The organism is Dysgonomonas mossii (genome assembly GCF_004569505.1).
Lineage (GTDB): Bacteria > Bacteroidota > Bacteroidia > Bacteroidales > Dysgonomonadaceae > Dysgonomonas.
On the sequence record NZ_SPPK01000003.1, the window covers coordinates 67,838 to 92,172 of the forward strand.

Annotated in this window: 24 protein-coding genes; 10 read left to right on the plus strand and 14 right to left on the minus strand. The window is 37.0% G+C overall.

Annotated elements, in window-relative coordinates; all coding sequences use genetic code 11:
- Positions 1–80: 80 nt before the first annotated feature.
- From E4T88_RS10255 to E4T88_RS10265, 3 genes are all read right to left on the minus strand, one after another.
- Positions 81–632 (minus strand): adenine phosphoribosyltransferase, encoded by a 552-nt coding sequence (locus tag E4T88_RS10255; protein ID WP_135105355.1) that lies wholly within the window; start codon positions 630–632, stop codon positions 81–83.
- A 77-nt stretch (positions 633–709) separates the two neighbouring features.
- Complete coding sequence (gene mnmG / locus E4T88_RS10260; protein WP_135105356.1) at positions 710–2,584, minus strand: tRNA uridine-5-carboxymethylaminomethyl(34) synthesis enzyme MnmG; 1,875 nt, start codon at positions 2,582–2,584, stop codon at positions 710–712.
- Between the two features lie 103 nt (positions 2,585–2,687).
- Positions 2,688–3,428: a copper homeostasis protein CutC gene (locus E4T88_RS10265; protein WP_135105357.1), complete on the minus strand. Its 741-nt coding sequence runs from the start codon at positions 3,426–3,428 to the stop codon at positions 2,688–2,690.
- Between the two features lie 263 nt (positions 3,429–3,691).
- On the opposite strand from E4T88_RS10265, the gene E4T88_RS10270 reads away from it, so the two are divergent.
- On the plus strand, positions 3,692–4,573 hold the full coding sequence (locus tag E4T88_RS10270; RefSeq protein ID WP_135105358.1) for a DMT family transporter: 882 nt from the start codon (positions 3,692–3,694) through the stop codon (positions 4,571–4,573).
- Here the strand turns inward: E4T88_RS10270 and dacB are convergent.
- Positions 4,562–6,007 (minus strand): D-alanyl-D-alanine carboxypeptidase/D-alanyl-D-alanine endopeptidase, encoded by a 1,446-nt coding sequence (dacB, locus tag E4T88_RS10275; protein WP_135105359.1) that lies wholly within the window; start codon positions 6,005–6,007, stop codon positions 4,562–4,564. The two genes, E4T88_RS10270 and dacB, sit on opposite strands and share 12 nt — an antisense overlap.
- Positions 6,008–6,090: 83 nt before the next feature.
- On the opposite strand from dacB, the gene E4T88_RS10280 reads away from it, so the two are divergent.
- From E4T88_RS10280 to E4T88_RS10310, 7 genes are all read left to right on the plus strand, one after another.
- Positions 6,091–7,221, plus strand: a complete 1,131-nt coding sequence (locus E4T88_RS10280; protein WP_135105360.1) for an AI-2E family transporter — start codon at positions 6,091–6,093, stop codon at positions 7,219–7,221.
- Positions 7,222–7,284: 63 nt separating this feature from the next.
- Complete coding sequence (locus E4T88_RS10285) at positions 7,285–7,662, plus strand: DUF3127 domain-containing protein (protein WP_135105361.1); 378 nt, start codon at positions 7,285–7,287, stop codon at positions 7,660–7,662.
- Between the two features lie 270 nt (positions 7,663–7,932).
- A complete protein-coding gene (locus tag E4T88_RS10290; protein ID WP_135105362.1) occupies positions 7,933–9,099 on the plus strand; it encodes a hypothetical protein in 1,167 nt (388 codons plus the stop codon).
- A gap of 98 nt (positions 9,100–9,197) precedes the next feature.
- On the plus strand, positions 9,198–9,467 hold the full coding sequence (gene rpsO, locus E4T88_RS10295) for a 30S ribosomal protein S15 (protein WP_006841625.1): 270 nt from the start codon (positions 9,198–9,200) through the stop codon (positions 9,465–9,467).
- 226 nt (positions 9,468–9,693) lie between these two features.
- On the plus strand, positions 9,694–10,461 hold the full coding sequence (gene argB, locus E4T88_RS10300) for an acetylglutamate kinase (RefSeq protein ID WP_135105363.1): 768 nt from the start codon (positions 9,694–9,696) through the stop codon (positions 10,459–10,461).
- 131 nt (positions 10,462–10,592) lie between these two features.
- Positions 10,593–11,126, plus strand: coding sequence for a hypothetical protein (locus E4T88_RS10305; protein WP_135105364.1), 534 nt, complete (start codon positions 10,593–10,595; stop codon positions 11,124–11,126).
- A 144-nt stretch (positions 11,127–11,270) separates the two neighbouring features.
- Positions 11,271–11,924 (plus strand): porin family protein, encoded by a 654-nt coding sequence (locus tag E4T88_RS10310; protein ID WP_135105365.1) that lies wholly within the window; start codon positions 11,271–11,273, stop codon positions 11,922–11,924.
- 55 nt (positions 11,925–11,979) lie between these two features.
- Here the strand turns inward: E4T88_RS10310 and thrC are convergent, their stop codons facing one another.
- The 3 genes from thrC to E4T88_RS10325 all read right to left on the minus strand — a co-directional run bounded on the left by thrC (position 11,980) and on the right by E4T88_RS10325 (position 14,758).
- Positions 11,980–13,278 (minus strand): threonine synthase, encoded by a 1,299-nt coding sequence (thrC, locus tag E4T88_RS10315; protein ID WP_135105366.1) that lies wholly within the window; start codon positions 13,276–13,278, stop codon positions 11,980–11,982.
- A 195-nt stretch (positions 13,279–13,473) separates the two neighbouring features.
- Complete coding sequence (locus tag E4T88_RS10320) at positions 13,474–14,010, minus strand: DUF4251 domain-containing protein (RefSeq protein ID WP_135105367.1); 537 nt, start codon at positions 14,008–14,010, stop codon at positions 13,474–13,476.
- 142 nt (positions 14,011–14,152) lie between these two features.
- Positions 14,153–14,758 (minus strand): SIS domain-containing protein, encoded by a 606-nt coding sequence (locus tag E4T88_RS10325; protein WP_006841631.1) that lies wholly within the window; start codon positions 14,756–14,758, stop codon positions 14,153–14,155.
- 199 nt (positions 14,759–14,957) lie between these two features.
- Between E4T88_RS10325 and E4T88_RS10330 the strand changes: the two genes are divergently transcribed.
- The gene (locus E4T88_RS10330; protein ID WP_135105368.1) at positions 14,958–15,785 is read left to right on the plus strand and encodes a hypothetical protein; all 828 of its coding nucleotides are present in this window, start codon (positions 14,958–14,960) and stop codon (positions 15,783–15,785) included.
- Between the two features lie 85 nt (positions 15,786–15,870).
- Here the strand turns inward: E4T88_RS10330 and purE are convergent, their stop codons facing one another.
- From purE to E4T88_RS10365, 7 genes are all read right to left on the minus strand, one after another.
- Entirely contained in the window at positions 15,871–16,377 is a 507-nt protein-coding gene (purE, locus tag E4T88_RS10335) for a 5-(carboxyamino)imidazole ribonucleotide mutase (protein WP_006841632.1), read from the minus strand.
- A gap of 6 nt (positions 16,378–16,383) precedes the next feature.
- The gene (gene gcvH / locus E4T88_RS10340) at positions 16,384–16,764 is read right to left on the minus strand and encodes a glycine cleavage system protein GcvH (protein ID WP_135105369.1); all 381 of its coding nucleotides are present in this window, start codon (positions 16,762–16,764) and stop codon (positions 16,384–16,386) included.
- A 25-nt stretch (positions 16,765–16,789) separates the two neighbouring features.
- Positions 16,790–17,521, minus strand: a complete 732-nt coding sequence (locus E4T88_RS10345) for a hypothetical protein (RefSeq protein ID WP_135105370.1) — start codon at positions 17,519–17,521, stop codon at positions 16,790–16,792.
- Positions 17,518–18,975, minus strand: a complete 1,458-nt coding sequence (gene rpoN, locus E4T88_RS10350; RefSeq protein ID WP_135105371.1) for an RNA polymerase factor sigma-54 — start codon at positions 18,973–18,975, stop codon at positions 17,518–17,520. The genes E4T88_RS10345 and rpoN overlap by 4 nt, the downstream gene beginning before the upstream one ends.
- A gap of 52 nt (positions 18,976–19,027) precedes the next feature.
- On the minus strand, positions 19,028–19,540 hold the full coding sequence (locus E4T88_RS10355) for a DNA-deoxyinosine glycosylase (RefSeq protein ID WP_135105372.1): 513 nt from the start codon (positions 19,538–19,540) through the stop codon (positions 19,028–19,030).
- 6 nt (positions 19,541–19,546) lie between these two features.
- Positions 19,547–21,310, minus strand: coding sequence for a peptide MFS transporter (locus E4T88_RS10360; RefSeq protein WP_135105373.1), 1,764 nt, complete (start codon positions 21,308–21,310; stop codon positions 19,547–19,549).
- A gap of 74 nt (positions 21,311–21,384) precedes the next feature.
- Positions 21,385–22,755, minus strand: a complete 1,371-nt coding sequence (locus E4T88_RS10365) for an MFS transporter (protein ID WP_135105374.1) — start codon at positions 22,753–22,755, stop codon at positions 21,385–21,387.
- Between the two features lie 252 nt (positions 22,756–23,007).
- On the opposite strand from E4T88_RS10365, the gene coaBC reads away from it, so the two are divergent.
- Positions 23,008–24,201, plus strand: coding sequence for a bifunctional phosphopantothenoylcysteine decarboxylase/phosphopantothenate--cysteine ligase CoaBC (gene coaBC / locus E4T88_RS10370; protein ID WP_135105375.1), 1,194 nt, complete (start codon positions 23,008–23,010; stop codon positions 24,199–24,201).
- Positions 24,202–24,335: the final 134 nt, after the last annotated feature.

Genomic DNA, 24,335 nt, shown 5'->3' on the forward strand with positions numbered 1-24,335 from the left:
TACAAATGAATATCTATTTATAATCAAAAAGAAAGGGAAGAATTCTTTTTTCTCCCCTCCTCCTAAATTTTTTATAGAATTTAAATCTCGTAATGAATCAAAGAATTAATATCAATCTCTGCAGGGAATAGCTTTCTACCTTCTAGTGCATCCAGCTCAATGATAAAGTTGACATATATTTTTTTCACTCCCATGTCCTTTACTAATTTGTATGCAGCATACATTGTACCTCCTGTAGCTAATAGGTCATCATGGATCAACACCACGTCGTCTTTTGATAGAGAGTCTTTATGTATTTGAATTTTATCTACTCCATATTCTTTTTCATATTCCTGTTCGAATACTTCTGCAGGTAATTTTCCGGGTTTTCGAATTGGGACGAAACCGGCTCCAAGTTCTAAGGCCATAATTGGCCCCATGATAAAACCTCTCGATTCTATACCAACAACTTTTGTTATTCCTTTATTCTTGTATTCGTCTAAAAGAACTTCTGTAAGATTTGATAGAGATTCTTTTGTTTTAAATAATGGAGTGACGTCCTTGAATTGAATTCCGGGTATCGGGAAGTCGGGTATGTTTCTTACCGTTTCTCGGAGAGTTAAAAGCTTTTCTTCCTTTTCTTTTTTGTCCATTTTTTTGTTTAGTATTAGTCGTGTTTCACGTGGAACAATTTTTATTTTAGCATACGTTCCACGTGAAACATCTTCATTTATCTGCCTAGTAGCACAAGAAGAATAGATATGTCGTTGGGTGAAACGCCGGGGATTCTGCTTGCTTGAGCAATTGTTTCTGGGTTTATTTTTGATAATTTTTGTCGTGCTTCTGTTGATAGGGAAGAGATATTTTCGTAGTCAAATTTGTCTTTGATTCGAATGTTTTCCAGTCGTGTTATCTTTTCGGCTATCGTTTGTTCACGTTTTATATAGCCGTCATATTTGATTATGATCTCCGCTGCTTCGATTATTTCTTCCTTTCTGTTCGGGATTTTATCAAGTTCTGCTTTGAAGGCAGGGATGTATTCTGCGATGCTTTTTATTGTGATTTGTGGACGTGTGATTACATCTTTTAGCTTCATGCCTTGCTTAAGAGGGTTGGTTCCCAGGTTGGATAATCCTTCGTTGATGTATTCCGGTTTCAGGGAGTAATTAGCCACGAAGTTTATTATCTTTTGAACCTCTTCTTTTTTCTCATTTAATAGAGCAATTCTTTCTTGTTTTGCCAAACCTATGTTGTATCCTTTTTCTGTTAGACGTACATCAGCATCGTCTTGACGAAGAAGAATTCTATACTCTGCCCTTGATGTAAACATCCTATAAGGTTCGTCTACGCCTTTTGTTACAAGATCATCTATCAGTACACCTATATATGCTTCATCTCTTTTTAAGACAAATTCGTTGCCTCCATGCGTATTGATATGCGCATTTATTCCGGCTATTAATCCTTGTCCTCCCGCTTCTTCGTAACCTGTAGTTCCGTTGATTTGACCGGCAAAAAACAAGTTCTTAACGAGCTTCGTTTCCAACGTATGTTTTAGTTGAGTAGGGTCGAAGAAATCGTATTCTATAGCATATCCGGGTCTATATATATGTATATTTCTGAATGCCGGTATTTTCTGTAAAGCCTCAATTTGAGTATGGAGTGGGAGAGAAGATGAGAACCCATTTAAATAGTATTCTTGTGTGCTTTCTCCTTCCGGTTCGAGAAATAGTTGGTGAGATGTTTTCTCTTCGAAAGTAACTATCTTTGTTTCTATACTTGGACAGTATCGTGGCCCAATACTTTTTATCTGCCCGTTGTATAGTGGAGAATCATCCAATCCATCGCGTAATGTGGAATGAGTATCATCGTTTGTATATGTTATCCAGCAGCTAAGTTGTTTCAGTGTGCGTGGCGCATAGTCAAGGTATGAGAACTTGTGGAAGTCATCATCTCCTTTTTGCTCGTCCATCAGGCTGAAATCAACGCTTCTTCCGTCTATACGGGCAGGGGTTCCTGTTTTCATCCTGTCGGTAGTGAACCCAAAATCCCTCAATTGTTCGGTGATTCCGAATGAAGCGGGTTCAGAAACACGCCCTCCGCCGAGTTGTGTTTTACCAATATGCATCAATCCATTCAAGAACGTTCCGTTGGTAAGAACTACCGCTTTGGCCGAGAATTCCACACCCATCGCCGTTTTTACTCCTGTTATTGTTTTGTCTTGAATAATGAGTGAAGTGACAGTGTCTTGCCAAATAAAAAGATTATCGGTGTTTTCAATAATCTCTCTCCACTTCATAATAAATCTTGCTCTGTCACTCTGAGCTCTCGGGCTCCACATTGCCGGCCCTTTTGATTTATTAAGCATGCGAAACTGTATTGCTGTCTTGTCTGTAACGATACCCATTTGCCCTCCAAGCGCATCGATCTCTCGAACGATTTGTCCTTTTGCTATTCCCCCTACTGCGGGGTTACAGCTCATTTGGGCAATCTTATTCATGTCCATTGTTATGAGCAAAGTCTTCGAGCCCATATTGGCTGCCGCTGCGGCTGCTTCGCAGCCTGCATGACCTGCCCCAACGACAATTATATCATATTTGAAATTCATCTTATTTAAAAGGGGATAATAATTATTTGCACTGCAAAGTTAGCACTTTTTGTTTTCTTTTTTATGTGCTAGTTTACAGTACAATATAAATTAACAATATTCTTTATGCTTTGTTGGCATTTTCTATTGCTAATTTTATTTTTTCGGCATCTGATAGTAATATCGAATACTCTTCGTTGAAGTTGTCGAAGATGGGGGATTGGTATTGCATTTCTCCTTTGTACCGACTCCTGAAAGAACCGTGAAACTCTTTCAATCCTGTTGCCTTTGCAAGATCTGCAATGTTATTTTCTGTAATTCCTCCACCCGGCATAATGATGATGCGGTTGTTTGCTTTTTCTATTAATTGCTTTAAAATCTCTTTTCCTTCAGGGGCTGTTTTCTTTCCGCCGGAGGTAAGTATTCTATCGCATCCCAGTCCGATAATATCTTCGAGAGATTTACTCAAATCAGAGCATCTGTCGAATGCTCGATGGAAAGTAGTGCTCATGCCATATTGGTGAGCAATCTCAACCAGTTCTTTATTTCTTACTTTGTCTATTGTTCCATCAGCATTCAAGATGCCAAAAACAACTCCGTCACATTTCGCTAGACCGCAATGATGGATGTCTCTTTTCATCATTTCAAACTCGAGATCATTATATAAAAAATCACCTCCGCGTGGACGTATAATTACATTCACCTGTATAATCAAATTTTTCCGTGTGAATTCTATTTGCGAAAGGGCAGGGGTTGTCCCTCCTTCTTCGAGATTATCACATAATTCTACCCGAACAGCTCCTCCTTTTTGAGCTTCGATTGCTGATTGTGCTGAATTTGCACAAACTTCGGCTACTATATTCATCGTAACTTTCTTATTATTAATTGATTATTATGTTTTTTATTTTTGAAGTTCCAAATATAAAGAATAATTTATTATTTAAACAAATATTCAGATGCTTTGGTTATGTGATGCTTAATTGTCTTAGTTATTATAATTTTTTGATTTTATAATTGTAATTATAATATAATCAGAATGTTAGTTTTGTTTCTTGCGTGGCGATATCGAAAATATGATAACAATGAAAATGAAATATTAACTTTGCTGACTTTCGCACTGAAAATATAATGAGTAAATCAAAAGGAATTGCATTAGCGTTGATATCATCCGGAACCTTCGGGTTGATAGCATTTTTCTCTATTCCCTTGTTAAAATCAGGGATGCATATTCCTTCTATATTGTTTTATCGGAGTTTGTTGGCGGCAGCTTTTCTGGGCATTGTATGTCTTATTCGGAAAAGAAACTTTAGAATCTCTCCTAAATTGGCTACTCAGCTGTTATTCTTGGGGTTGCTTTATACGATGACATCGATGGGTTTAATTTACTCTTATAATTTTATCTCCAGCGGAGTTGCTACTACTATCCATTTCCTTTATCCTGTGGTAGTTGCGTGCATGATGATCATGTTTTATAAAGAGAAATTATCTCGTAACTTATTGCTTGCAGCCGTCTTGGCTTTAGTTGGAGTTGCTTTGTTGTGTTGGAGCGATACAGGATTTATTAATACCAGGGGGCTTTTGTCTGTATTAATGACTGTTTTTACATATTCAGCTTATATTGTTAGCTTAAACAGAAATAGTATTAAAATCATTGATCCTGAGGTGTTTACATTTTATGTAATGCTTTTCGGAGCATTTATTTTCTCTGTGTTTTCATATTCTACCACAGGTATAGAAATAGTTCCGAATGCCATGTCGTGGTTTAATCTGATAGGATTGGCCTTATTTGCGACCGTTCTTTCGGGATTGGCTTTGGTTTCGGCAGTTAAGTATGCCGGATCTACCATTACCTCCATACTCGGATCGATGGAGCCTGTAGTGGCTACTTTAGTTGGCATATTACATTTTGGAGAACCATTCGGGTGGAATAGTTTCTTCGGGCTCGCTCTTGTAATAGGTGCTGTTACATTGGTAATAGTTACAAGCAAGGAAAAATCCTTAGAAGATTGATAATAAAAGGGCGTCTATTGCTTTTACTATCTCGCTGCGTGATCCCGTAAATTTATTTACCATAATTGTAAATGCATACTTTTCGTATCCGTTTATGTAATAACCTGCAAAGCATTGCACTCCTCCGATACTCCCGCTTTTCATCGATATTTTCCCTTCTAATGAGGTGCCTTTCAATCGATTTCTTACTGTTCCGTCTTTTCCTGCTTTTGGCAGAGATTCTAAGAAGGCATCAGCATATTTGCTTTTTGTCTGCATATAAACGAGAAGGTCACACATAAAGCTGGGGCTTACAGCATTAGCCGGAGATAATCCGCTTCCATCGTACATTATTAGTGCCTCTGTATCTAATCCTTTGCTTTTCCACAGATCGTTTACTCCTTCTATCCCTGCATCGAGAGCCGAATAATAAATATCTTTGTTTTTATCTCGTCCTATTGTGCGTATCAGGTGTTCGGCATAATGGTTATTACTTCTTACATTGGTATCCTTTATAATGTCTTTCATAGGAAATGAGAGGTGTGTATAGAATACCTTTTCATCGAAATATTTCTTTTCTTTCTGATACTTCTTACTAAAATATTTTTCATAGGTAGTATTCACCGTACCCACTTCATATTTGTTTTCCTGCAATAGTTTGCTTATTGCCTGACCTAAATAGAGCCCCGGATTCGGGATATCTCCCTTTATGCTGAATGATTCCTTTCCTGCGGGGATATCTCCTGTTAGAAGCCTTTTATTTGACATGGGAGACCCATGTATGTATCCGTTATCTGCATCATTATTATTCAGCTTGAGTCTATTTTGGAAATCGATGTTTATTTCCGGTTCAGTTTTTACAATCAGGGGACAAGTATCCGCATTTAGCGTATTGAAGTAAAGCTTATAGGTATTGTCAAAGATACTTATTCCGTATGACCCTGAAGCATAATAATTTCCGATATCCTGATATGTCCATTGCTCCGAAATACCGTCATATCCAAAATAATTATCTATAATGGTGATATCGATTTTGTCGTTGGAATGAAAGTTTTCTTTTATTTTGTGTATCCACTGAGAAAGAAATAAGGAAGGAGTATTATCCAGAAATTCTGTTCCTAGCGTGGGATCTCCATATCCATGAATGAGCAAACCATTTTTATTGTTTTTATCCTTTGCCAATGTTGTTTTATATCTATAGTCAGGTCCGAATACTTCGAGTGCGCTCGCTGTAGTTACTACTTTGAGTATCGATGCCGGAGTATAAGCTTTATCCGGATCGTTTGATATTATTTCTTTTCCCGAGAAATCTTTTACGCAAATTCCAACAGAGGCGTGTTTTAAACCTTTGTTATTTAAAAATTGTTGTAGGCTTTGTTCTCTTGTTTGGGCTGACAAAGTGTAATGCGCTAGAACAAAGAATATTAATAAATACCGGATTTTCAAATTCTTCATGAGCAAAATGCTGAAATTAAATTAGAAAAATAAATATCTTTGTAAAGATATATAAATAAAATAATTAAGAAGCTAAACAGATTATGAACCAGCCTTTTGAAAAACCTTTTACATTCGACAGGACTATCCGTATGCTCATTAGTGTTATTGCAATAGGGGGAGCTTTATATTTTCTGTATATTTTGAAGGATGTTTTGCTACCCTTTCTTATTGCATGGCTATTGGCGTATATGCTAAATCCTTTGGTTCGATTCTATCAAAAGAGATTGAGATTGGCTCACTCTCTGGCTGTTGTTCTAACGCTTCTCTCTGTGGCCGGTTTTATTACTCTATTAGGTTTTATATTAGTTCCGCTTATAGAGAATGAAATATGGCAAATAAATGGTCTGATCGCTACTTATGATTTGTCTTCTATCAGCCACGATGGCATTCCTATGAGTATTGCAGATATATTTTCGCGTTATGTAGATTTTAAAGAAATACAAGATAGTTTATCCAGAGACAACTTGATCGAAATTGTTCAATATCTGAGTCCTGCTGTTGAAGCGATATTCTCCAATACTATTTCTTTCTTAGTTGGTCTTACTGTCGTTTTTATCGTCCTTTTGTATTTAATATTTATTCTTCTCGATTATGATAAAATAAACGAATTGTGGAGATACCTCATTCCTCCCAAATATCGTCCTGTCGTAAATCGTATTACTTTGGATGTGGAGACCAGCATGAATAAATACTTCAGACATCAGGCTTTTATCTGTGTGATTCTTGCTATTCTGTATGCTACGGGATTTCAGCTTATCGGATTACCGTTGGCTATTATGTTCGGTATTATTGTAGGACTTGTGCACATGATTCCATATTTGCAGGTTATCACCTTCCCTCCCGCAATATTGCTTTGCTGGTTGCGAGCTTCACAGACAAACGATAGCTTTTGGATGATGCTCGGACTAGTCGCACTTATATATATTATTGTTCAGTGTATCATGGATTTATTTCTTGTGCCTCGTATAATGGGTAAGGCGATGGGGCTGAATCCTGCCATCATTCTCCTTTCACTTTCTGTGTGGGGATCATTGCTCGGCATCGTGGGAATGATTATCGCAATACCTCTTACAACTTTACTTTTGTCATACTATAAAGAATTTATAGCTTCCGCAGAAAGGATACAGGCAGAAGAAAATGCAAAGCACAATATCCCTACCAATGAAACTTGATAGGTGCGGATTTTTTTGTACTTTTATGCTCCAATTTGAAAAATATAAAAGAAACTAACTATAATGCAATTAACAGCGAAATTGATTCAAGTGATGCCTGTACAAACGGGTATGGGTAAGAACGGAGAGTGGAGAAAACAGAGTATAATACTGGAAACAGACGGAATGTACCCTAAAAAAGTATGTGTTACATTGTGGGGTGATAAAATTAACGAGTCTGTTTTGCAGGTTGGCAATATTCTCGATGTATCGTTCGATATAGAAAGCCGCGAATATAATGGTAACTGGTATACAGACCTGCGTGCATGGAAGGTTGATCCGGCAGGAGCAGGTGCTCCCGAAGCTCCCCAAGCGGGATACGGTGCTGCACCCCAACAATCGGCTCCTTCTACACCTGTAGATTTTAGTAGCGGTGGCGATGGTGACGATCTGCCATTCTAAGTAGAAATATAGAATATATATAATTTAAGTGTGTAAAAGCTTGTTATCCATTTTGGATAAGGCTTTTACACATTTTTTTGTGTATAAAAGTCATATTTTATTCTAATTTTAAAAGCTTAACTAATATACAATTAGATAAATACGGAATAGATAGGTAATATAAAGTCATATGTAGAATATTTAATTCACTTCTTTTCATTCTTATTTGTATTTTTGTCCGACAGCGTATATTATTGATATATAACAAACAAAGTTTATTCTTACTATGATATGAAGAAAATACTGATAGCTCTTTTATTGGTCTTTTTTAATCCCATTTACGGACAAGAGAAAATAAGCTTTACTCCTCCGGCAGAAATAGATTTCTTAAAGGAAGACCCTAATATGGTTCTTTTTATCGGGTTGATACAAAATGTGCAAACAGACTGGGGGAAACTTGGTGTGCGGGGAAAAGTAAAAAGATTGGTAGAAGAACAATATGCGAAGGATAATAAGACAAGGTTGTCTAAAATAATATATGATTTTGATGAAGAAGGGAAAGTAATGACTCTTAAAGTAGACTCTTTCTTTTCTAGGATTTACATATATTCTAACAAAGGGAAATTGGAACAAGAAATAACTTATCAAAAACCTGCAAGAGAATTAACTCATAAGTATGATTATAAAAACGGAAAATTAAAGAATGCTTTATATGAAAATAATATTGTTACTGCTTATGGAAATGATAAGGTGAATTTGTTTTATAACTCACAAGGTCAAGTCATAAAATCTGAAAATTTGCAGGATAGTGTATCTACAATTTATGGTTATAATGGTCAAGGACGACTTGTAGAAAAAAAAGTCAGGAGGAACAATCAATCGACTTCGGAGGTATATGCAAGTACACAGATAGATTATAATGATAAAAGTGATATTGAGAGAAAATTCACCCAATACCTTTCATCTAATCAAGGAGACACCTCTTTTATAATTGATCTGTATAAATATAAATACGACGACAATGATAATTGGATTGATTGTAAGCGTTTAGGTGGAGGTGATGTCCTATTTACCCATCGACGTATATATTATCATGATGGAACTTATTCGGGGGATACATTGAATTCCGAAGACCGTAAACGTATTTATTCTATGGAGGAAGTTGATATTCCGGCATGGCATTCTGATGGGAAATTACCTATTCTGGATTTTTTAACAAAAAATATAAGACTATCCAGAGCTGTTCGATCCGTGGGTAGAGGTAAGGTAAAAATAAGCATGATTGTATCGGACAAAGGAATTATATCTGATATTAAGATAGATGGTCTTACTGCGGATCATTTAACTGATATTTTACCTGTAATTCCTAAGAAATGTATACCCGCTAAGAAAAATGGTATAGACGTTACTACCTATTTAGAAATAAATATAACTTTTGAATTGGTAACATTACAATAAATCAAATGTTTTGATCTTAAAAAGGTTTGCTAATTCTTTGTCTGTCAAAAAATAAATCATATCTTTGCACCTCGTTTATAAACAATTAAATAATTACTATGTATTTAGATTCAGCTAAAAAGCAAGAACTCTTCGCAAAGTACGGAAAGTCTAACACTGATACTGGCTCACCAGAGGCTCAGATAGCATTGTTTTCATACCGTATTTCGCATTTGACTGAACACTTGAAGTCAAATAAGAAGGACTATAACACAGAAAGATCACTTAAACGCCTTGTAGGTAAACGTCGTCGTTTACTTGATTATCTTACTGCAAATGATATCGAAAGATATCGTGCGATAATCAAAGAACTAGGTATCAGAAAGTAATTCTTTCCAGCGAAATTTTAAAGAGATTGTTTCATCCGATTCAATCTCTTTTTATTTTTGTGTGCTCTGAGACGAATTTTCTCTATTATTTTGATGAAAAAATATCTAATATTGTAATACGTTCTGTAATCGGTATAAAAAGTAACACCTAAAATAAGGGACAAAAAGTGTCACTTTTGTCACCTTTTGGGAATAAAGGTTGAACAGCATAAATTATTTAATTGAAATGGATAAGCTTACGATTATAAAAGTTGGAGGTAAGATTGTAGAAGAAGAACAATCTTTACGTCAGTTATTGAAAGATTTTTCTCTGATAGAAGGTTACAAAGTACTTGTGCATGGGGGAGGGCGTTCTGCTACCAAACTGGCGGAGAAACTAGGTATAGAGAGCCGAATGGTAAATGGAAGGCGTGTAACTGATCGAGATACATTAGAGATTGTAACAATGGTATACGGAGGCCTTGTAAATAAAAATATTGTTGCCGGGTTGCAAGCTCTAGGAGTAAATGCCTTAGGCCTTACCGGTGCTGATATGAACATCATACGATCGGAAAAACGGCCGGTGAAAGAGGTTGACTATGGCTTTGTTGGTGATGTTAAAGAGGTAAATGCTGAAACATTGTCTTCGCTTATCCAACAAGGAATAGTGCCTATTCTTGCCCCGCTGACTCACGATAAAGAAGGAAATATACTAAATACCAATGCTGATACTATAGCCGGAGAAACAGCGAAGGCTTTGGCTCTTAAGTTTGATGTAACCCTTATTTATTGCTTCGAAAAGAAGGGTGTACTCATGAATGAAAATGATGATGAGAGTGTGATTCCTGATATAAATAAAGCTACGTTTGAGCAATTGGTTAAAGATGGAATTGTACAAGGAGGAATGATCCCCAAATTAGAAAATGCCTTTCAGGCGATAGAAAAAGGAGTGAAAGAAGTGATTATTACAAGTGCATCCGAATTTGGAGAAAATACGGGTACACGAATTTGCTAATACTCAGTAAAGCAGATATTTTTTATAGAATATCATTTTTTTTAAGAAAAATTAATTATATTTACATCTGTAATACTATATTAAACTAAAATAGAGTTAAATTATTTAGTCATTCTTAAACTTTCATTACTATGAAAAAATTATTACTAGTCGCCGTTTTGGCAGTATTCAGTGTGAGTATTAGTGCGCAAGGGCTTAAAGGGACTTGGTTTGCGGGTGGAGAAATCTCTTATTCAGATGTTAATGATGTTAAATCAACAATGATTCTACCTGTTATTGGAACCTTTGTTTCTCCTAGTGTAGCTGTTGGTATAGGAGCCGGCTACCTAAGTGTAAAAGAAGATGGAGAAACAAGTGATGCTTTTGTTGCAAAGCCATTGGTTCGTAAATATTGGAATATAACAGGTCCCGTTTATCTGTTTGGACAAGTTGCCGCCCCATTGATGTTTTCTGATGGTGTAAATAGTTATGGTTTGCAAGTTTCTCCAGGTATCGATATTGTAGTGACATCTTGGTTGACATTTGAAACATCATTTTCAATTTTTGGTCTTAATGTTATTGATTCTGATGGATCTACAGATTGGAATATAGGTGCAAATCCATTCAATTCTTTGACAGACAGGAAAGTCGGTGATTTACAGGTTGGTGTTAAATTCCTATTCTAAGGATTGGATAATCAAAAATAATTATACAATAAAAGTCTCACATAAAATGTGAGACTTTTATTTTTGTTACAATAGCAGGGTATATTAAAAAAGAGTATATTTGTTTTGATCTTATTTAATTTACAAACTTAACTTAATTAACTTATGAAAATGATCGCAAGAACGACCTTGATTGTGGCTGCAATTTTGCTTACTATCGGAGTAAGTGCTCAAGACAAACCCTTGACTTTTGGTGTAAAGGGCGGAATGAATATTTCTAACTTCAGCGGAGACTTTGAAGATACAAAAGCAAAGATTGGATTTAATGCCGGGGTAACACTGGACTTCCCTTTAACTAACGATCTTTATTTACTTACCGGCTTGGAGTTTACATCAAAGGGTGCGAAAGTAAATGAGGATACTAATCTAAAAATGAACTTGTCTTATCTACAATTGCCTGTTCATGCGGGATATAAACTAACTGTAGCAAACGGCACGCGTATTGTTTTTCATGCAGGACCATATATAGCTTATGCTGCAGATGGTAAATGGAAAGTGAAAGGAGTAGAAGATAGTGTAGGGGTTTTTGGTGATGAAGCAGAAGCGGCAGGTCTAAAAATGAAAAGATTTGATTTCGGATTAGGTTTTGGCGTTGGTGCTGAGTTTGGTAAGTTTAATGCGGGAGTTAATTGTGATTTCGGCTTAGTAAATATTGCTGATTTTGGAATGATTGATCTTGAAGATTTGGGTAAATTGGATGCTAGCAGTGTATCAGTAAAAAATATGAATGTAGGTATTTCTCTTGGATACAAGTTCTAATAAACTATACCCATTATATACACAAATAAGCCCGATAAAATCGGGCTTATTCTTTTTATTTCAATAGATATTCTTTAAATTCTTCAAATGTTTTTCCCATACTGATACTTTTCTTTTCACCTTTCATAAAGGCTTGCAATTTTTCCGGTATGGCAACCGATTTCTCGATAATGGCTTCTACCGTTTCCAGAAATTTTGCAGGATGAGCCGTTTCTAAAAAAACGCCCGTTTCGTCTGCTGCAAGTGAGTCTTCTAGTGCTGAATATCCACATGCCCCGTGGGGATCGAGGAGATAGCCTGTTTTTTCGTATGTATCTTTCACCACTTTCCTGATTGTATCATCATCATACCATTCTCCGGTAATTTCTTTTTTTATCATGTCCCAAGAGTGTTCGTAAAGATCGAGTACACGTACAAAATTACTGGGATCGCCTACATCCATTGCATTTGCGATAGTCTGTACAGATGGGCGAGGATTGTACTTTCCTGTTTGTAGATATTCATAGAAAATATCATTGCTGTTATTTGCTGCAATAAATCGCCTTACAGGCAATCCCATGCGTTTGGCTATAAGTCCTGCCGTAATATTGCCGAAATTGCCGCTAGGGACGCAAAAAACGACATTTTCAGCCTTTCCTTGCTTCTTCAGTTGAGCGTAAGCATTGAAGTAATAAAACGCTTGTGGAAGGAAGCGAGCAACATTGATCGAATTAGCAGACGTGAGATTTAGCTTTTTATTTAACTCATCGTCTAAAAAAGCTGTTTTAACCAGAGCCTGGCAGTCATCGAAAGTGCCATCTATCTCAATGGCTGTTATGTTTTGTCCCAGTGTGGTAAACTGACATTCTTGTATTGCACTTACTTTTCCTTTTGGGTAAAGTACATATACATGTATTCCGTCAACGCTTAAGAATCCGTTTGCAACCGCACTGCCCGTATCTCCCGATGTGGCAACAAGGACTTTTACATCCTTTTGTCCTTGTTTTTTGATAAAATATCCTAGCAGGCGAGCCATAAATCGACCTCCTACATCTTTGAAAGCGAGGGTAGGGCCATGAAATAGCTCGAGGCTGTATATATTATCATTTACATGTACAACTGGCGTATCGAAGCTTAGCGTGTCATATACTATTTCTTTCAACGTTTCGGACTCTATATCTTCGCCAAAAAACGCATCGGCTACGGTATACGCTATTTCCTGAAAGCTCATATTGCCAATATTATCGTAAAAAGATTGTGGCAATATTTTTATTTTTTCAGGCATATAGAGCCCTTTATCGGGGGCCAAACCTTTTACTACCGCTTCCTGTAAACTGACATCAGGAGCAAGTTTATTTGTACTATAATATTTCATATTCATCAGGTTAATGAAAGGCGAAAGTAATAAAATGAAAGGAAAGAATCAATTAAAAGATTTTTTTATTTGTAAAAGGACTATAAATAGGTTAATTTGTATTCATAAAAAAAGCAGTGACTAATCACTGCTTCTTCTTATTCTTTCTTTATCTATTTTCTTAAAAGGGTTAGTATAGAATAGCTCGAACCTGTCTTATAACGCACGTCCCTTAAATACATTCGAATCTTCTTCCTGATAAAGGCTTCCGCGGAAACTTATTCTATTACTGTTGAAATTAGGGGTTACTACCGCATCACATTTATTGTCTCCTTTATATATTCTGATGAAGACATTCGCTGACACTCCTATGCCCTGCACCATCATGCTGAATGTAACAACTCCTTTCTTATCGGTCTCCATCTTTACGCTCGAAACCCTTCCATCTACAGTAATTCCACCTATTCCATTTGGACCTGCATACGGTGAGTTGAATGCCATTTGGATAGTTGCTTTGTCTCCATTCATGGATATGAAATTGGTATTAGGTGTTACATAGGCAAAATTTCCATGTTTAAAATCAATTCTGTCTGCCTCTAATACAAATTTCCTCTCATTTAAAGCCTGGATTGCTTTTTCTCCCCAATAAGCTCTTTCACTGTCTGCTGCTGCCTTTTGTGCAGGATCCTGCTGTGTTTTACACCCTGTGAAAAACAACATGCTTGTAACTAAGATAAATACAATTTTTCTCATAGCATTTCTTTATAATAATTATATAACGCTATAGAATAAAATTAAGTTTTGTCTTTTTGAAATAATTACTCCCAATCTATATGAATTTAGGATTATTGCCTAAGTTATTAATATAGAATGATCTGTTTATTTCTGTCGATTTTTATTTGCAGTCTTCTCTCGACTTCTGACCTAAATACCCGCCATGATGACGTTTTGCATAGTCAACCTTCGTAAACCCTATTCTTTTCATGGTTCCCACTACAAGGATATCTCCTATAACGGTCATTACTGTCGTAGAGGTAGTTGGCGTTAAACCTAGGGTGCATACCTCCTCAGGGCGTCCTGTGTGAATAAATACGTCTGCCTTCTGAGCAAGCAGGCTTTCCGAATCACTGGTTATGACAATAAATTTTATGCCCGGAATCAGATCTTTTGCCAATGTAATAAGCTCAATTATTTCTCTTGTCTTCCCCGAGTTGGAGATAGCTAATACAATATCATTTTCTTGTAGGATACCTAAATCTCCATGTTGAGCCTCGCTTGGATGTAGAAATACAGCCGGTGTTCCGGTCGAACTGAATGTCGTGGCAATATTCTGCGCTATCTGTCCGGCTTTGCCCATGCCGCTTGTTACAAGCTTGCCTTTTTTCTGATTAACTTGTTCTACAATAAGGTCTATGGCTCTACTATATGCATCGCTGATAGGAATATTCAATATGGCAGAAGACTCATGTTCTAAAATAGAGCGTATTTCGTTTGTATCCATTTAAATTTTTTTTGCCAAAGATACAATATTTATCTAGATTTATACAATAAGGAGGGATAGTGGTTATGAGGCTGGTGAGACATCTGAAATGTTAAGGGAGATGTGATAAAAAGGGGAATTATTTGTAATTGATAGCTAATAAGTATTTTTTTTCTATTTTTGCATTGCTTTATACAATTACAAACTATTAAACAAAATTATGATGGGAAATTTAACAAAATCCTTAACCTTATTTCTATTTGTATTCCTTATGTTTTCATGTAGCAGCGACGATGATGAAAGAGTATCCCCTACAATGGCAGAAAAAGTAACAGAAGATGTTAAATGGATTGATAACAATGCTAATAGCAAATTTGCTTCATTTGAATTTAACAAAAGTGGGAATTATATTATTGTAGAAAATGTAATTAACAGATCCATTTCGAAACAAAAAACTTATTTTGGTACATACAAGATAACCGGGGATTCAACAATCGTTTTGTCTGATCTGGGCACTATCAAGGTGTTGAATGCAACAGAAGGTACTGTTGCTCTGGAGATAACTCTTACAGGTATATCAACATCTCTAGCCTTCAATGGCTCGAAGAAAGAAAATATGAAAGTAACAACAAAAACGGAGCTGTTTTGCCGGACATGGAAATTTGTAAAAAAGAATGGAGAAACAGTGAAAGGTACGGAATATGAAGATGGTATAGTGTTGTTTTCAAAAGCAGGTACATATTTTACTGAATTTCCTTATGGAGAAAGAGATGATATTGAGGGAATCTCTGCTTTCTGGAAATGGAAACCCGGAACGAATGAATCCCAGTTTTTTTATTCATGGGATGGTTCTTTTGAGGACAACGACGATTTTGTAACAATAGATGTATTGACCAATACCTCTTTAAAAATTACGGATGTGTTTGAAGATGATGGTAAAACATATACCGATGTGTGGGAACTTATTCCGGCAACCAATACAAAATCATCAATTAGCCAAGGGGTAAAAAAAGAAAATGGAGGTAAAGGTTTTCTAGGAAATCGGTAAGCGAATATTTATTATAAAAAATAAAACCATGTAGGATTCTACATGGTTTTATTGTAAAATTCTGAACTATAATAACTTTATAGTATCAGTTTGTCTTGAATTTAAACTGAATTTTTGACAAGTCTTCGTTTGCCTTTTCAATTTTTCCTTTCAGATTTTCTTTGTAAGCAACCAGCTTATTGTACAAGGCTTCGTCGCCTGTGGCAATCATCTGCAATGCAAGAATTCCCGCATTTAATGAGCCATTTATACCTACAGTAGCAACCGGTATTCCCGGAGGCATTTGTACGATAGCCAGCAACGCATCCATACCATCTAGCGAAGCATCGATGGGAACTCCGATTACGGGAATCGGTGTCATAGATGCAATCACCCCGGGTAAATGGGCAGCCATACCGGCAGCAGCGATAATTACTTTTATACCTCTCTCTTTTGCTCCCTTAGCGAAAGCTTCTACACGTTCGGGAGTACGGTGTGCAGACAAAGCGTTGATTTCGAATGGAACTTCCATCTCGTCAAAAAACTTTGCTGCTTTTTCCATTACGGGAAGGTCTGATGTACTTCCCATAATTATACTTATAACAGGTTTCATTTTTTATTATTTACCAATTAAGTTTTTGTAATCAGAAGCAGAAAGCAATGTATCTAATTCAGAAGCATCGCTTACCGCTATTTTAATAATCCATCCTTTTCCGTATGGATCTTCATTTATTAGTTCGGGTTTTTCTTCCAATTCAGCATTTACCTCCAAAACTTCTCCGGATACAGGCATCAAAAGGTCTGATACTGTTTTCACAGCTTCTACACTTCCGAATACACCGTTTTGTTCTATAGTTTCACCTTCGCTGGTTACATCAACATATACGATTTCGCCCAACTCACTCTGAGCAAATTCGGTGATACCTACAAGGGCAGTGTCGCCTTCTACTTTTATCCATTCGTGGTCTTTGGAATACTTCAAATTCTCAGGAAAGTTCATAATTCTTTTATTTTTAGTTTATATATTATAAGTTTCTCAGAAACAAAATCAAACTCCAGTATGTACCGATATATACCCAAAGATAGGAAACAACCGATCCGACCAGAAAACCCACATATACCTGTGCCGGAGTACTTCTGTTGAGCATCAGACGCGATACCCCTAAACACCCTGCTAAGATAAACAAAATCATGAATAAAACAGGTAGGTTGAGTCCTTTTATATTGTAGCAAACTGACAAGATGCAACCAATCATTCCTCCTATAGCCATCATATACGCGCTTATCTTCCAAAATCGTGAAATAATAGCATATATAACCAGCAATATTAAAGGAGTAAGGATAACGGCAAGGAACCAGATATACAATTTGGCAGAAAAGAAATAATAGAACAAAAGGGTATAAGAGAGGAAGAATACACTGAGAGGCAAAATCCACTCGCTCCTGTTGTCCAGATGATAATCCTTGATAACATGTGTCAATCGCAGGAAGTAAATACCCGAAACCGGAATAATGCACGAGAAAAAGATTACAGGAGTCATGAATCTTATAAACTGATTGGCAAAAAGGAATGTAAAATCAGTAGATAAAAAGATAATAGCCACACTGTATATAACCATGAAAACAGGATTTAGCACAAACGAAATTATTTGTGGTAGAATAGGCTCTTTCTCTTGTGGTGGATTGTATATAATAGATGCTCTCTGCTCTATATGGTTATTTTCTTCAACTAACGTGTACTCCTTTTCTTCTTTCATATTTCTTTTCTTAGTCGGGCGACAGGCAGATTCATCTGTTCCCTATATTTTGCTACAGTACGGCGTGCTATGATGTATCCTCGCTCGTTTAATATTTCTGATAGCTTATCGTCTGTCAAAGGTTTCTTCTTATCCTCATTTTCGATGCATTCCTTTAGAATTGCTTTTACCTCACGGGAAGAGATTTCCTCTCCTGTGTCGGTTTGCATAGACTCCGAAAAGAAATACTTCAGCGGGTATATTCCAAAGCTTGTTTGCACGTACTTGCTGTTACTAACCCGAGAGATTGTAGATATGTCATAGCCGGTTCGCTGCGCAACATCTTTTAGTATCATCGGTTTTAGCTGCGATTCATCTCCCGTAAGGAAGAAGTCATATTGCATATCCATGATTGCTTGCATAGTCCGTTGTAGAGTATCTTGCCGTTGTTTGATGGCATCGATGAACCAACGGGCTGAGTCTAGCTTTTGCTTTACAAACAATACCGTATTCTTACTGTCGAGAGACATACTCTCTTTGTTGTCCGAAAAACCTTTGAAAAGTTCAGAGTATTCGCGGCTGACTCTCAGATCGGGTATATTTCGGTTATTCAAACTCAGAAATAGTTCACCTCCATACGAGTCTATCGTAAAATCGGGTACAATCGTGCTGAGAGTAATAGATAACGAATCGCCCCAATTATTTCCCGGCTTGGGGTTCAGAGTTGTGATTTCCTGAATCACTTCTTTGAGTATCTCTTCGTCTATATTCAGTTGTCTGATTATCTTATCATAATGCCTTTTGGTAAATTCATCGAAAAGGTTGGTTATGATATTTATTGCATAATCTACAATCTCTGATTTTTCTTTTCTTCCCAGCTGTAGCAGTAAGCACTCTTGCAGATTGCGTGCAGCAATTCCGGCAGGTTCAAAGTCTTGAATCACTTTAAGTATCTCTTCCAGCCTTGAAACGGGGATATCTATATTTTGCTGAAAAATAAGGTCATCCGAAATTGCCGATAAAGAGCGGTCGAGATAGCCGCTTTCGTCAATGTTGCCGATAATATATTCTGCTACCTTTTGGTTTTCATCGTTCAATTCACATTCTCCGAGCTGTTCGATAAGATATTCATGTAGAGATGCTGCTACTGAAAACGGAATTTCCTCTTGTTTTCCTACTCCTTGCCTGTTGTTGTCGCGGAGTTGGTAATCAGGGATTTCGTCTTCATTCATGTAGTCGCCTAGCGTGAGGTCTTCCTGCGAGATATTTGTATCATCCTCCGAACCATATTCATCGTCATATTCGGAGTTATCGTTGGGTTCGAGCCCTTCCTCCAACGCCGGATTTTCTTCGAGCTCCTGTTTTATTCGTTCTTCCAATTCAAGTACAGGCAATTCGGTTAGTTTTATAACCTGCATCTGCATAGGCGAAAGCTTCTGCTGTTGTTTGAGCTGTAATTGTTGTTTTAGAGCCATAAATACTACTGAATTCTATTAAAACAAAGATAATAATAAAAACAATATTACATTATCGATAGTTTTCTATATAGTAAGAATTCACAATCTCTGCCAATATTTTCCATTCTTCTATTTTCTGGTCCAAAGTCATTCTTGCATTCGCCGAACTCGGAGAGGGCAGGGTGATAAATTTCTTTTTTGTATCGAAACCTACATATTTTTTATAAAATTCTTCTGCTTTTTTACTGGTGAAAAATATGTATTCGATCTGAGGATATTCTTTGAAAAACTTCTTGAAATTGTTAGGCTTTTCATTTTTGATGCTGCTGTCTAAGCTTCCCTTTCCTTCACACGATTCGAGGACATCCCATATTGCTATATTATTCTTTATCAGGAAATCGCTTTTTTCTTTGTAGCTATCCGGTAACTCTTCCCCGAAGAGGGTGAAAATTATTCTCCAAAACTGATTGCTCTTGTGCCCGTATCTTTCTTGTTTGCGTAAAGATTCCTCGCTCGGCATTGTTCCAAGAATCAATACCTTGCAATCTTTATTTACAATAGGGTCAAATGCAATTTTTCTCATATCTCACTATTTTATGCCATGCATCATTTTCAGCAATCTTCTGGAGAGGAAGAAAAGAATGACCGAAGCTGCTCCTGCCATGAATACGAATAACATAAAAAAATCGTAAAGATTTGATATCTGATAACCTATAAATGTTTTTGGATTTTCCAGTTGTTGCTTTTCCAAACTCTGTTGTACTTCAGTCTTCAGATTCTGATTTTCTATTTTAGAAAATGTTATTCGATCGAATGGAATAACCGCTGTCCCGTCTTTTTGAGTTACCAACTCCTTAAAATCTTCAGGTAATAAAGTTAATGAATTTTCTTTTTCTACCGATTGTACCAACGAAAGCTCGATAATTGGCTCAGGATAATAACTGCTTAATGTCCCTGCAAACTTATTCGCTGCAGCCGTACTCAAATACCAAACAGCCATAAGCAGCGATGCAAATCGGAGTGGAGCCAGCTTGTTTACCATTGATAATCCTATTGGCGATAAGCATAACTCTCCGAAGGTATGTATAACATAGAGGCTGATAAGCCATAGCATACTTACTTTTACTCCCGGAGCGAGCCCTTTTACTCCAAATGCGATAATCAAATATCCTAATGCTAATAAAAATAAGCCGATAGCTTGCTTAATAGGTGATGCCGGCTCTTTTCCTCGTTTGCCCAGCTTTGTCCATAAAAACACAAACACAGGAGCAAAAACAATGATGGAAAGAGCATTTATTGCCTGAAAGTAGGATGTAGGAACAGTCCAGTTGAATAGTTGAATATGTCTTTCGGTCTGTTCTTCGGCAAAATAGGTAAGAGATGCTCCTGCCTGTTCGAAGGCAGCCCAGAAGAAAATTACGAAAAAAGCGATGATATATATTACCCAGATACGTGACTGTTCTATTTTTGTAAGTGAAGAGTCTGAAATAATATATCCGGGTGCTGCGACAGCTATAGAGAAAATGATAGCTCCGATAATATCTGTTTCGAGAACAGAATAGAGCAGGAAGAATAATAAAATCCACACCATCCCCCAGATTATTATCTGTCTTGCATTCCCTTTTTTGTTTTTTGTTTCAGAGAAGTCAGATTCTTTTACCTTTGTCTTCAGTAGGTCTTTGTTGTTTGGAATCACCCCGATGGCTTGTCCTGATGGAGTTACCAGATATTTATTCTTGAAAAAGATGAAAACTACGATACCTAAAAGCATGCCTATACATCCTGCAAGAAAGCCCCATTTGAAGTCGGACGGATGTCCGGTATCACCGAAGAAACCGCAAACTAATGGTGCAAAGAACGAGCCTACATTTACTCCCATATAGAATATCGTATATGCCGAATCTTTGCGACTATCTCCCGGCTCGTATAGTTGGCCAACCATCGAAGACATATTTGGTTTAAAAAAGCCGTTGCCTAAGATGAGGAATCCCAATCCCGAGAACATTAACATGGTGGCTATGTCTATACTTTCGAGGAAGCTGCCCGATAGAAACAATAGAAATTGTCCGATAGCCATAAGCGAAGCCCCTACGATTATAGAGCGTCTGTTGCCCCAATAACGGTCGGCGATATAGCCTCCAATGAGGGGTGTGAGATAAACAAGCCCTGTATAACTTCCGTATATCTGCCCGCTATATGCTTTGTCAAACAATAATGCTTTGAGCATATATAGAGAAAACAATGCCCGCATGCCGTAATAGCTGAAGCGCTCCCACATTTCGGTGGCAAATATGAGATAGATACCTTTAGGATGCCCTTTGGCTGAAGCGGCTAATTCTGTCTCAGAATTCATGGATAGTCTAAAATTAAAAATGATTATTATTAAAATGAATAGACCCGGATTTTTGTTTATCCGGGTCTAATTCTTTATTTCTTTATGTTTGGTAATTCAAGCCCGTAGCCCTTTGCCTTATCCTCTCGTTTGAGTAATATGGCGACTATAAGTGCCAATATCCCAAAGGAGGTGAATATTATCATGGGTAGGGTATAGTCGTAGAGAGGGCTTACTATGCCTTCATTTGAAGTCTTCTCTCCAATGATACAATATTTGTTCAGTACCCAACCTATCAATAAGGGAACCCCACTAAGGCCTATATTCTGTACCCAGAAAATAAGTCCATAGGCTGTGCCTAGTTTGTTTTGTGGTATGATCTTCGGAACGGATGGCCACATCGCGGATGGAACCAAAGAGAAAGCAATACCTAAAACCACCATTAAAATAGCCGCAAACCACCAATAATTGATTGGTAAAGAAAGAAGGAAGTGTACTACTATCAACAGTATAGCTCCGATAGCCATAATAGTTGCACCTTTTCCTTTTTTATCGTAAATACCTCCAAATAATGGAGTTAAAAGAACTGTTCCAAAAGGTAAAATAAGGGGGATGAGTCCTGCAAGTTCAGGTTCAACATTGTACTTATTTATCATTAGGGAAGTCGCATATTTCAGAAATGGAAATACTGCTGAATAAAATAAAACACAAAGAAGAGCAATTAACCAAAATCCTTTGTTACTAATGATAAATAAAATGTCTTTAATCTTGAATGGTTCTTCAGGTTCTTCCTCAATATCTTTCAGTGAGGTATCCAGCTTTCTATCCATTACACAAAAAACTAAATATGAAATCAAACCTATACATAGGAATACTAGTCCTAAAAGGATAGGTGCAGAGAGGCTACCTAGCGTTTTTGATAAAGGTATTGCTGTTCCAATTGCTAATCCTGTACCTATACGTGCAACAGCAACTTGAATTCCCATTGCTAATGCCATTTCATGTCCTTTAAACCAACGAGCAATTACTTTAGTTACTGTTATCCCGGCTGTTTCAACCCCAACTCCAAATATTGCAAAACCAATACTGGCTGCAACTACCTGTGATTTTATTCCCAAAACTGTTCCTGTGAAAACATCAGGATTGGCAACAGCATAATATTTTAAAGTACAACCAATAATCATTAAAATGCAGGCAATGACTCCAGTGCGGCGTACTCCTAGTTTGTCTAATATCATACCACTAAAAATCAGCATGAAAAGAAGTACATTAAACCAACCATAAGCACTCGTAAAGATACCGTACTCGTTTGCGTCCCATTTAAGTTCGGACTGTAGCATATCCATTAACGGAGCCATAACGTCTGTTATATAATAGCCACAAAACATAGTGAGAGCAACAACTCCCAATACGGTCCATCGGGCTGCTTTGGAGTCACTCAATTTTTGCCTTAGTATTTCGGTCATAATTAATTGATTTTTGAGTAATAAATATTCGGTTTTTGATTTTTTTTGTGCAAAAGTATCGAAAAGAATTATAATAAAGTGGCAATCTGCTAAAAAACATAGGTTAAAACTAGTTAGCAAGTCAGCCTTTTAGTACTTACACAAGGTACGATATCTATTTTTATAAAGGAGGGAGGGTGCAACTTATCTTTCGTAATGGGTTACTTATTATTCAAAAAACGTATCTTTGTTTCTAAAAATAAAACGAAGGATATGACCTTAAAGGATAAACATATTGTATTGGGTATAACCGGTAGCATTGCAGCATATAAGGCTGCTTCGCTTGCTCGTTTGCTTATAAAAGCAGGAGCCGAAGTGCAAATAGTTATAACACCTGCAGGAAAAGAATTTATCACTCCTGTTACATTATCCGCGTTGACAGGTAAACCTGTCGTTAGCGAGTTTTTCACGGCAAATGATGGTACATGGCATAGTCATGTTGATCTGGGACAATGGGCCGATCTGATGCTTATTGCTCCGGCTACTGCTTCTACACTTGGCAAGATGGCAAATGGCGTTGCCGATAATATGCTTATCACCACCTATATGTCGATGAAAGCACCCGTAATGATAGCACCCGCTATGGACTTGGATATGTTTGCTCATCCTGCAACTACTCGCAATTTGGAGATTCTTCGCTCTTATGGCAATATTATTATTGAGCCTGCTGCCGGAGAGTTAGCAAGCCATTTGATAGGCAAGGGACGGATGGAAGAACCTGAGAAAATATTATCTGTTGTTGAGGACTTTTTCAATCAGCAAGAAACTCTTTCAAAAAAAAAAATACTGATAACGGCCGGACCGACTTATGAAAAAATAGATCCTGTACGTTTTATAGGGAACTATTCATCGGGTAAAATGGGTTTTGCCTTGGCTGAAGAATGTGCACGTCGTGGTGCAGAAGTCGTTTTGGTTGCAGGCCCTGTTTCACTAAAAGTAAATCACCCCAATATAAAAAGAATTGACGTGGAGTCGGCAGAGGAAATGTATAATGCCTCGATAAAAGAATTTCCGGGAATGGATGCCGCTATTCTTTGCGCTGCCGTGGCTGATTTTCGTCCATCGGAACAGTATTCTCAAAAAGTAAAGAGAGGAGAAGATTTATTGACGATCTCTCTTGTTCCTAACAAAGATATTGCCGCATCGCTTGGCAAGATGAAGAAGGCAAACCAATTGTTGATAGGCTTTGCCTTGGAGACAAACGACGAAGAGACAAATGCTCTGAAAAAAATGGCAAAGAAAAATCTCGATTATATCGTACTTAATTCGCTTAATGATGCAGAAGCCGGATTTAAGTATGATACGAATAAAGTTGCTATTTTGAAGAAAAATGGAGAGCGAAAAGATTTCGGGCTAAAATCTAAATACGAGGTTGCCTCTGATATTATTGATAACACTATGCAATAAACGATATTCCTCAAATTATTTTTTTGATATATAATTATCTAATATAAGAAGGCTTTACAGAGTATGTAAAGCCTTTGTTTTTAATTTTTTAAGTAGAAAGTGACAATGCGAAAATGTCTTTAAAAGTGTCGCTT

Bases quoted from the DNA above. Each gene is read 5' to 3' on its own strand.
- rpoN (WP_135105371.1), bottom strand. From the start codon at position 18,975: ATGGCTCTAAAACAACAATTACAGCTCAAACAACAGCAGAAGCTTTCG.
- coaBC (WP_135105375.1), top strand. From the start codon at position 23,008: ATGACCTTAAAGGATAAACATATTGTATTGGGTATAACCGGTAGCATT.
- rpsO (WP_006841625.1), top strand. From the start codon at position 9,198: ATGTATTTAGATTCAGCTAAAAAGCAAGAACTCTTCGCAAAGTACGGA.
- dacB (WP_135105359.1), bottom strand. From the start codon at position 6,007: ATGAAGAATTTGAAAATCCGGTATTTATTAATATTCTTTGTTCTAGCG.
- argB (WP_135105363.1), top strand. From the start codon at position 9,694: ATGGATAAGCTTACGATTATAAAAGTTGGAGGTAAGATTGTAGAAGAA.
- E4T88_RS10345 (WP_135105370.1), bottom strand. From the start codon at position 17,521: ATGAAAGAAGAAAAGGAGTACACGTTAGTTGAAGAAAATAACCATATA.
- E4T88_RS10290 (WP_135105362.1), top strand. From the start codon at position 7,933: ATGAAGAAAATACTGATAGCTCTTTTATTGGTCTTTTTTAATCCCATT.
- purE (WP_006841632.1), bottom strand. From the start codon at position 16,377: ATGAAACCTGTTATAAGTATAATTATGGGAAGTACATCAGACCTTCCC.
- E4T88_RS10270 (WP_135105358.1), top strand. From the start codon at position 3,692: ATGAGTAAATCAAAAGGAATTGCATTAGCGTTGATATCATCCGGAACC.
- E4T88_RS10255 (WP_135105355.1), bottom strand. From the start codon at position 632: ATGGACAAAAAAGAAAAGGAAGAAAAGCTTTTAACTCTCCGAGAAACG.
- E4T88_RS10325 (WP_006841631.1), bottom strand. From the start codon at position 14,758: ATGGATACAAACGAAATACGCTCTATTTTAGAACATGAGTCTTCTGCC.
- E4T88_RS10305 (WP_135105364.1), top strand. From the start codon at position 10,593: ATGAAAAAATTATTACTAGTCGCCGTTTTGGCAGTATTCAGTGTGAGT.
- E4T88_RS10280 (WP_135105360.1), top strand. From the start codon at position 6,091: ATGAACCAGCCTTTTGAAAAACCTTTTACATTCGACAGGACTATCCGT.
- E4T88_RS10355 (WP_135105372.1), bottom strand. From the start codon at position 19,540: ATGAGAAAAATTGCATTTGACCCTATTGTAAATAAAGATTGCAAGGTA.
- E4T88_RS10265 (WP_135105357.1), bottom strand. From the start codon at position 3,428: ATGAATATAGTAGCCGAAGTTTGTGCAAATTCAGCACAATCAGCAATC.
- E4T88_RS10330 (WP_135105368.1), top strand. From the start codon at position 14,958: ATGATGGGAAATTTAACAAAATCCTTAACCTTATTTCTATTTGTATTC.
- E4T88_RS10360 (WP_135105373.1), bottom strand. From the start codon at position 21,310: ATGAATTCTGAGACAGAATTAGCCGCTTCAGCCAAAGGGCATCCTAAA.
- E4T88_RS10285 (WP_135105361.1), top strand. From the start codon at position 7,285: ATGCAATTAACAGCGAAATTGATTCAAGTGATGCCTGTACAAACGGGT.
- mnmG (WP_135105356.1), bottom strand. From the start codon at position 2,584: ATGAATTTCAAATATGATATAATTGTCGTTGGGGCAGGTCATGCAGGC.
- E4T88_RS10310 (WP_135105365.1), top strand. From the start codon at position 11,271: ATGAAAATGATCGCAAGAACGACCTTGATTGTGGCTGCAATTTTGCTT.
- thrC (WP_135105366.1), bottom strand. From the start codon at position 13,278: ATGAAATATTATAGTACAAATAAACTTGCTCCTGATGTCAGTTTACAG.
- gcvH (WP_135105369.1), bottom strand. From the start codon at position 16,764: ATGAACTTTCCTGAGAATTTGAAGTATTCCAAAGACCACGAATGGATA.
- E4T88_RS10365 (WP_135105374.1), bottom strand. From the start codon at position 22,755: ATGACCGAAATACTAAGGCAAAAATTGAGTGACTCCAAAGCAGCCCGA.
- E4T88_RS10320 (WP_135105367.1), bottom strand. From the start codon at position 14,010: ATGAGAAAAATTGTATTTATCTTAGTTACAAGCATGTTGTTTTTCACA.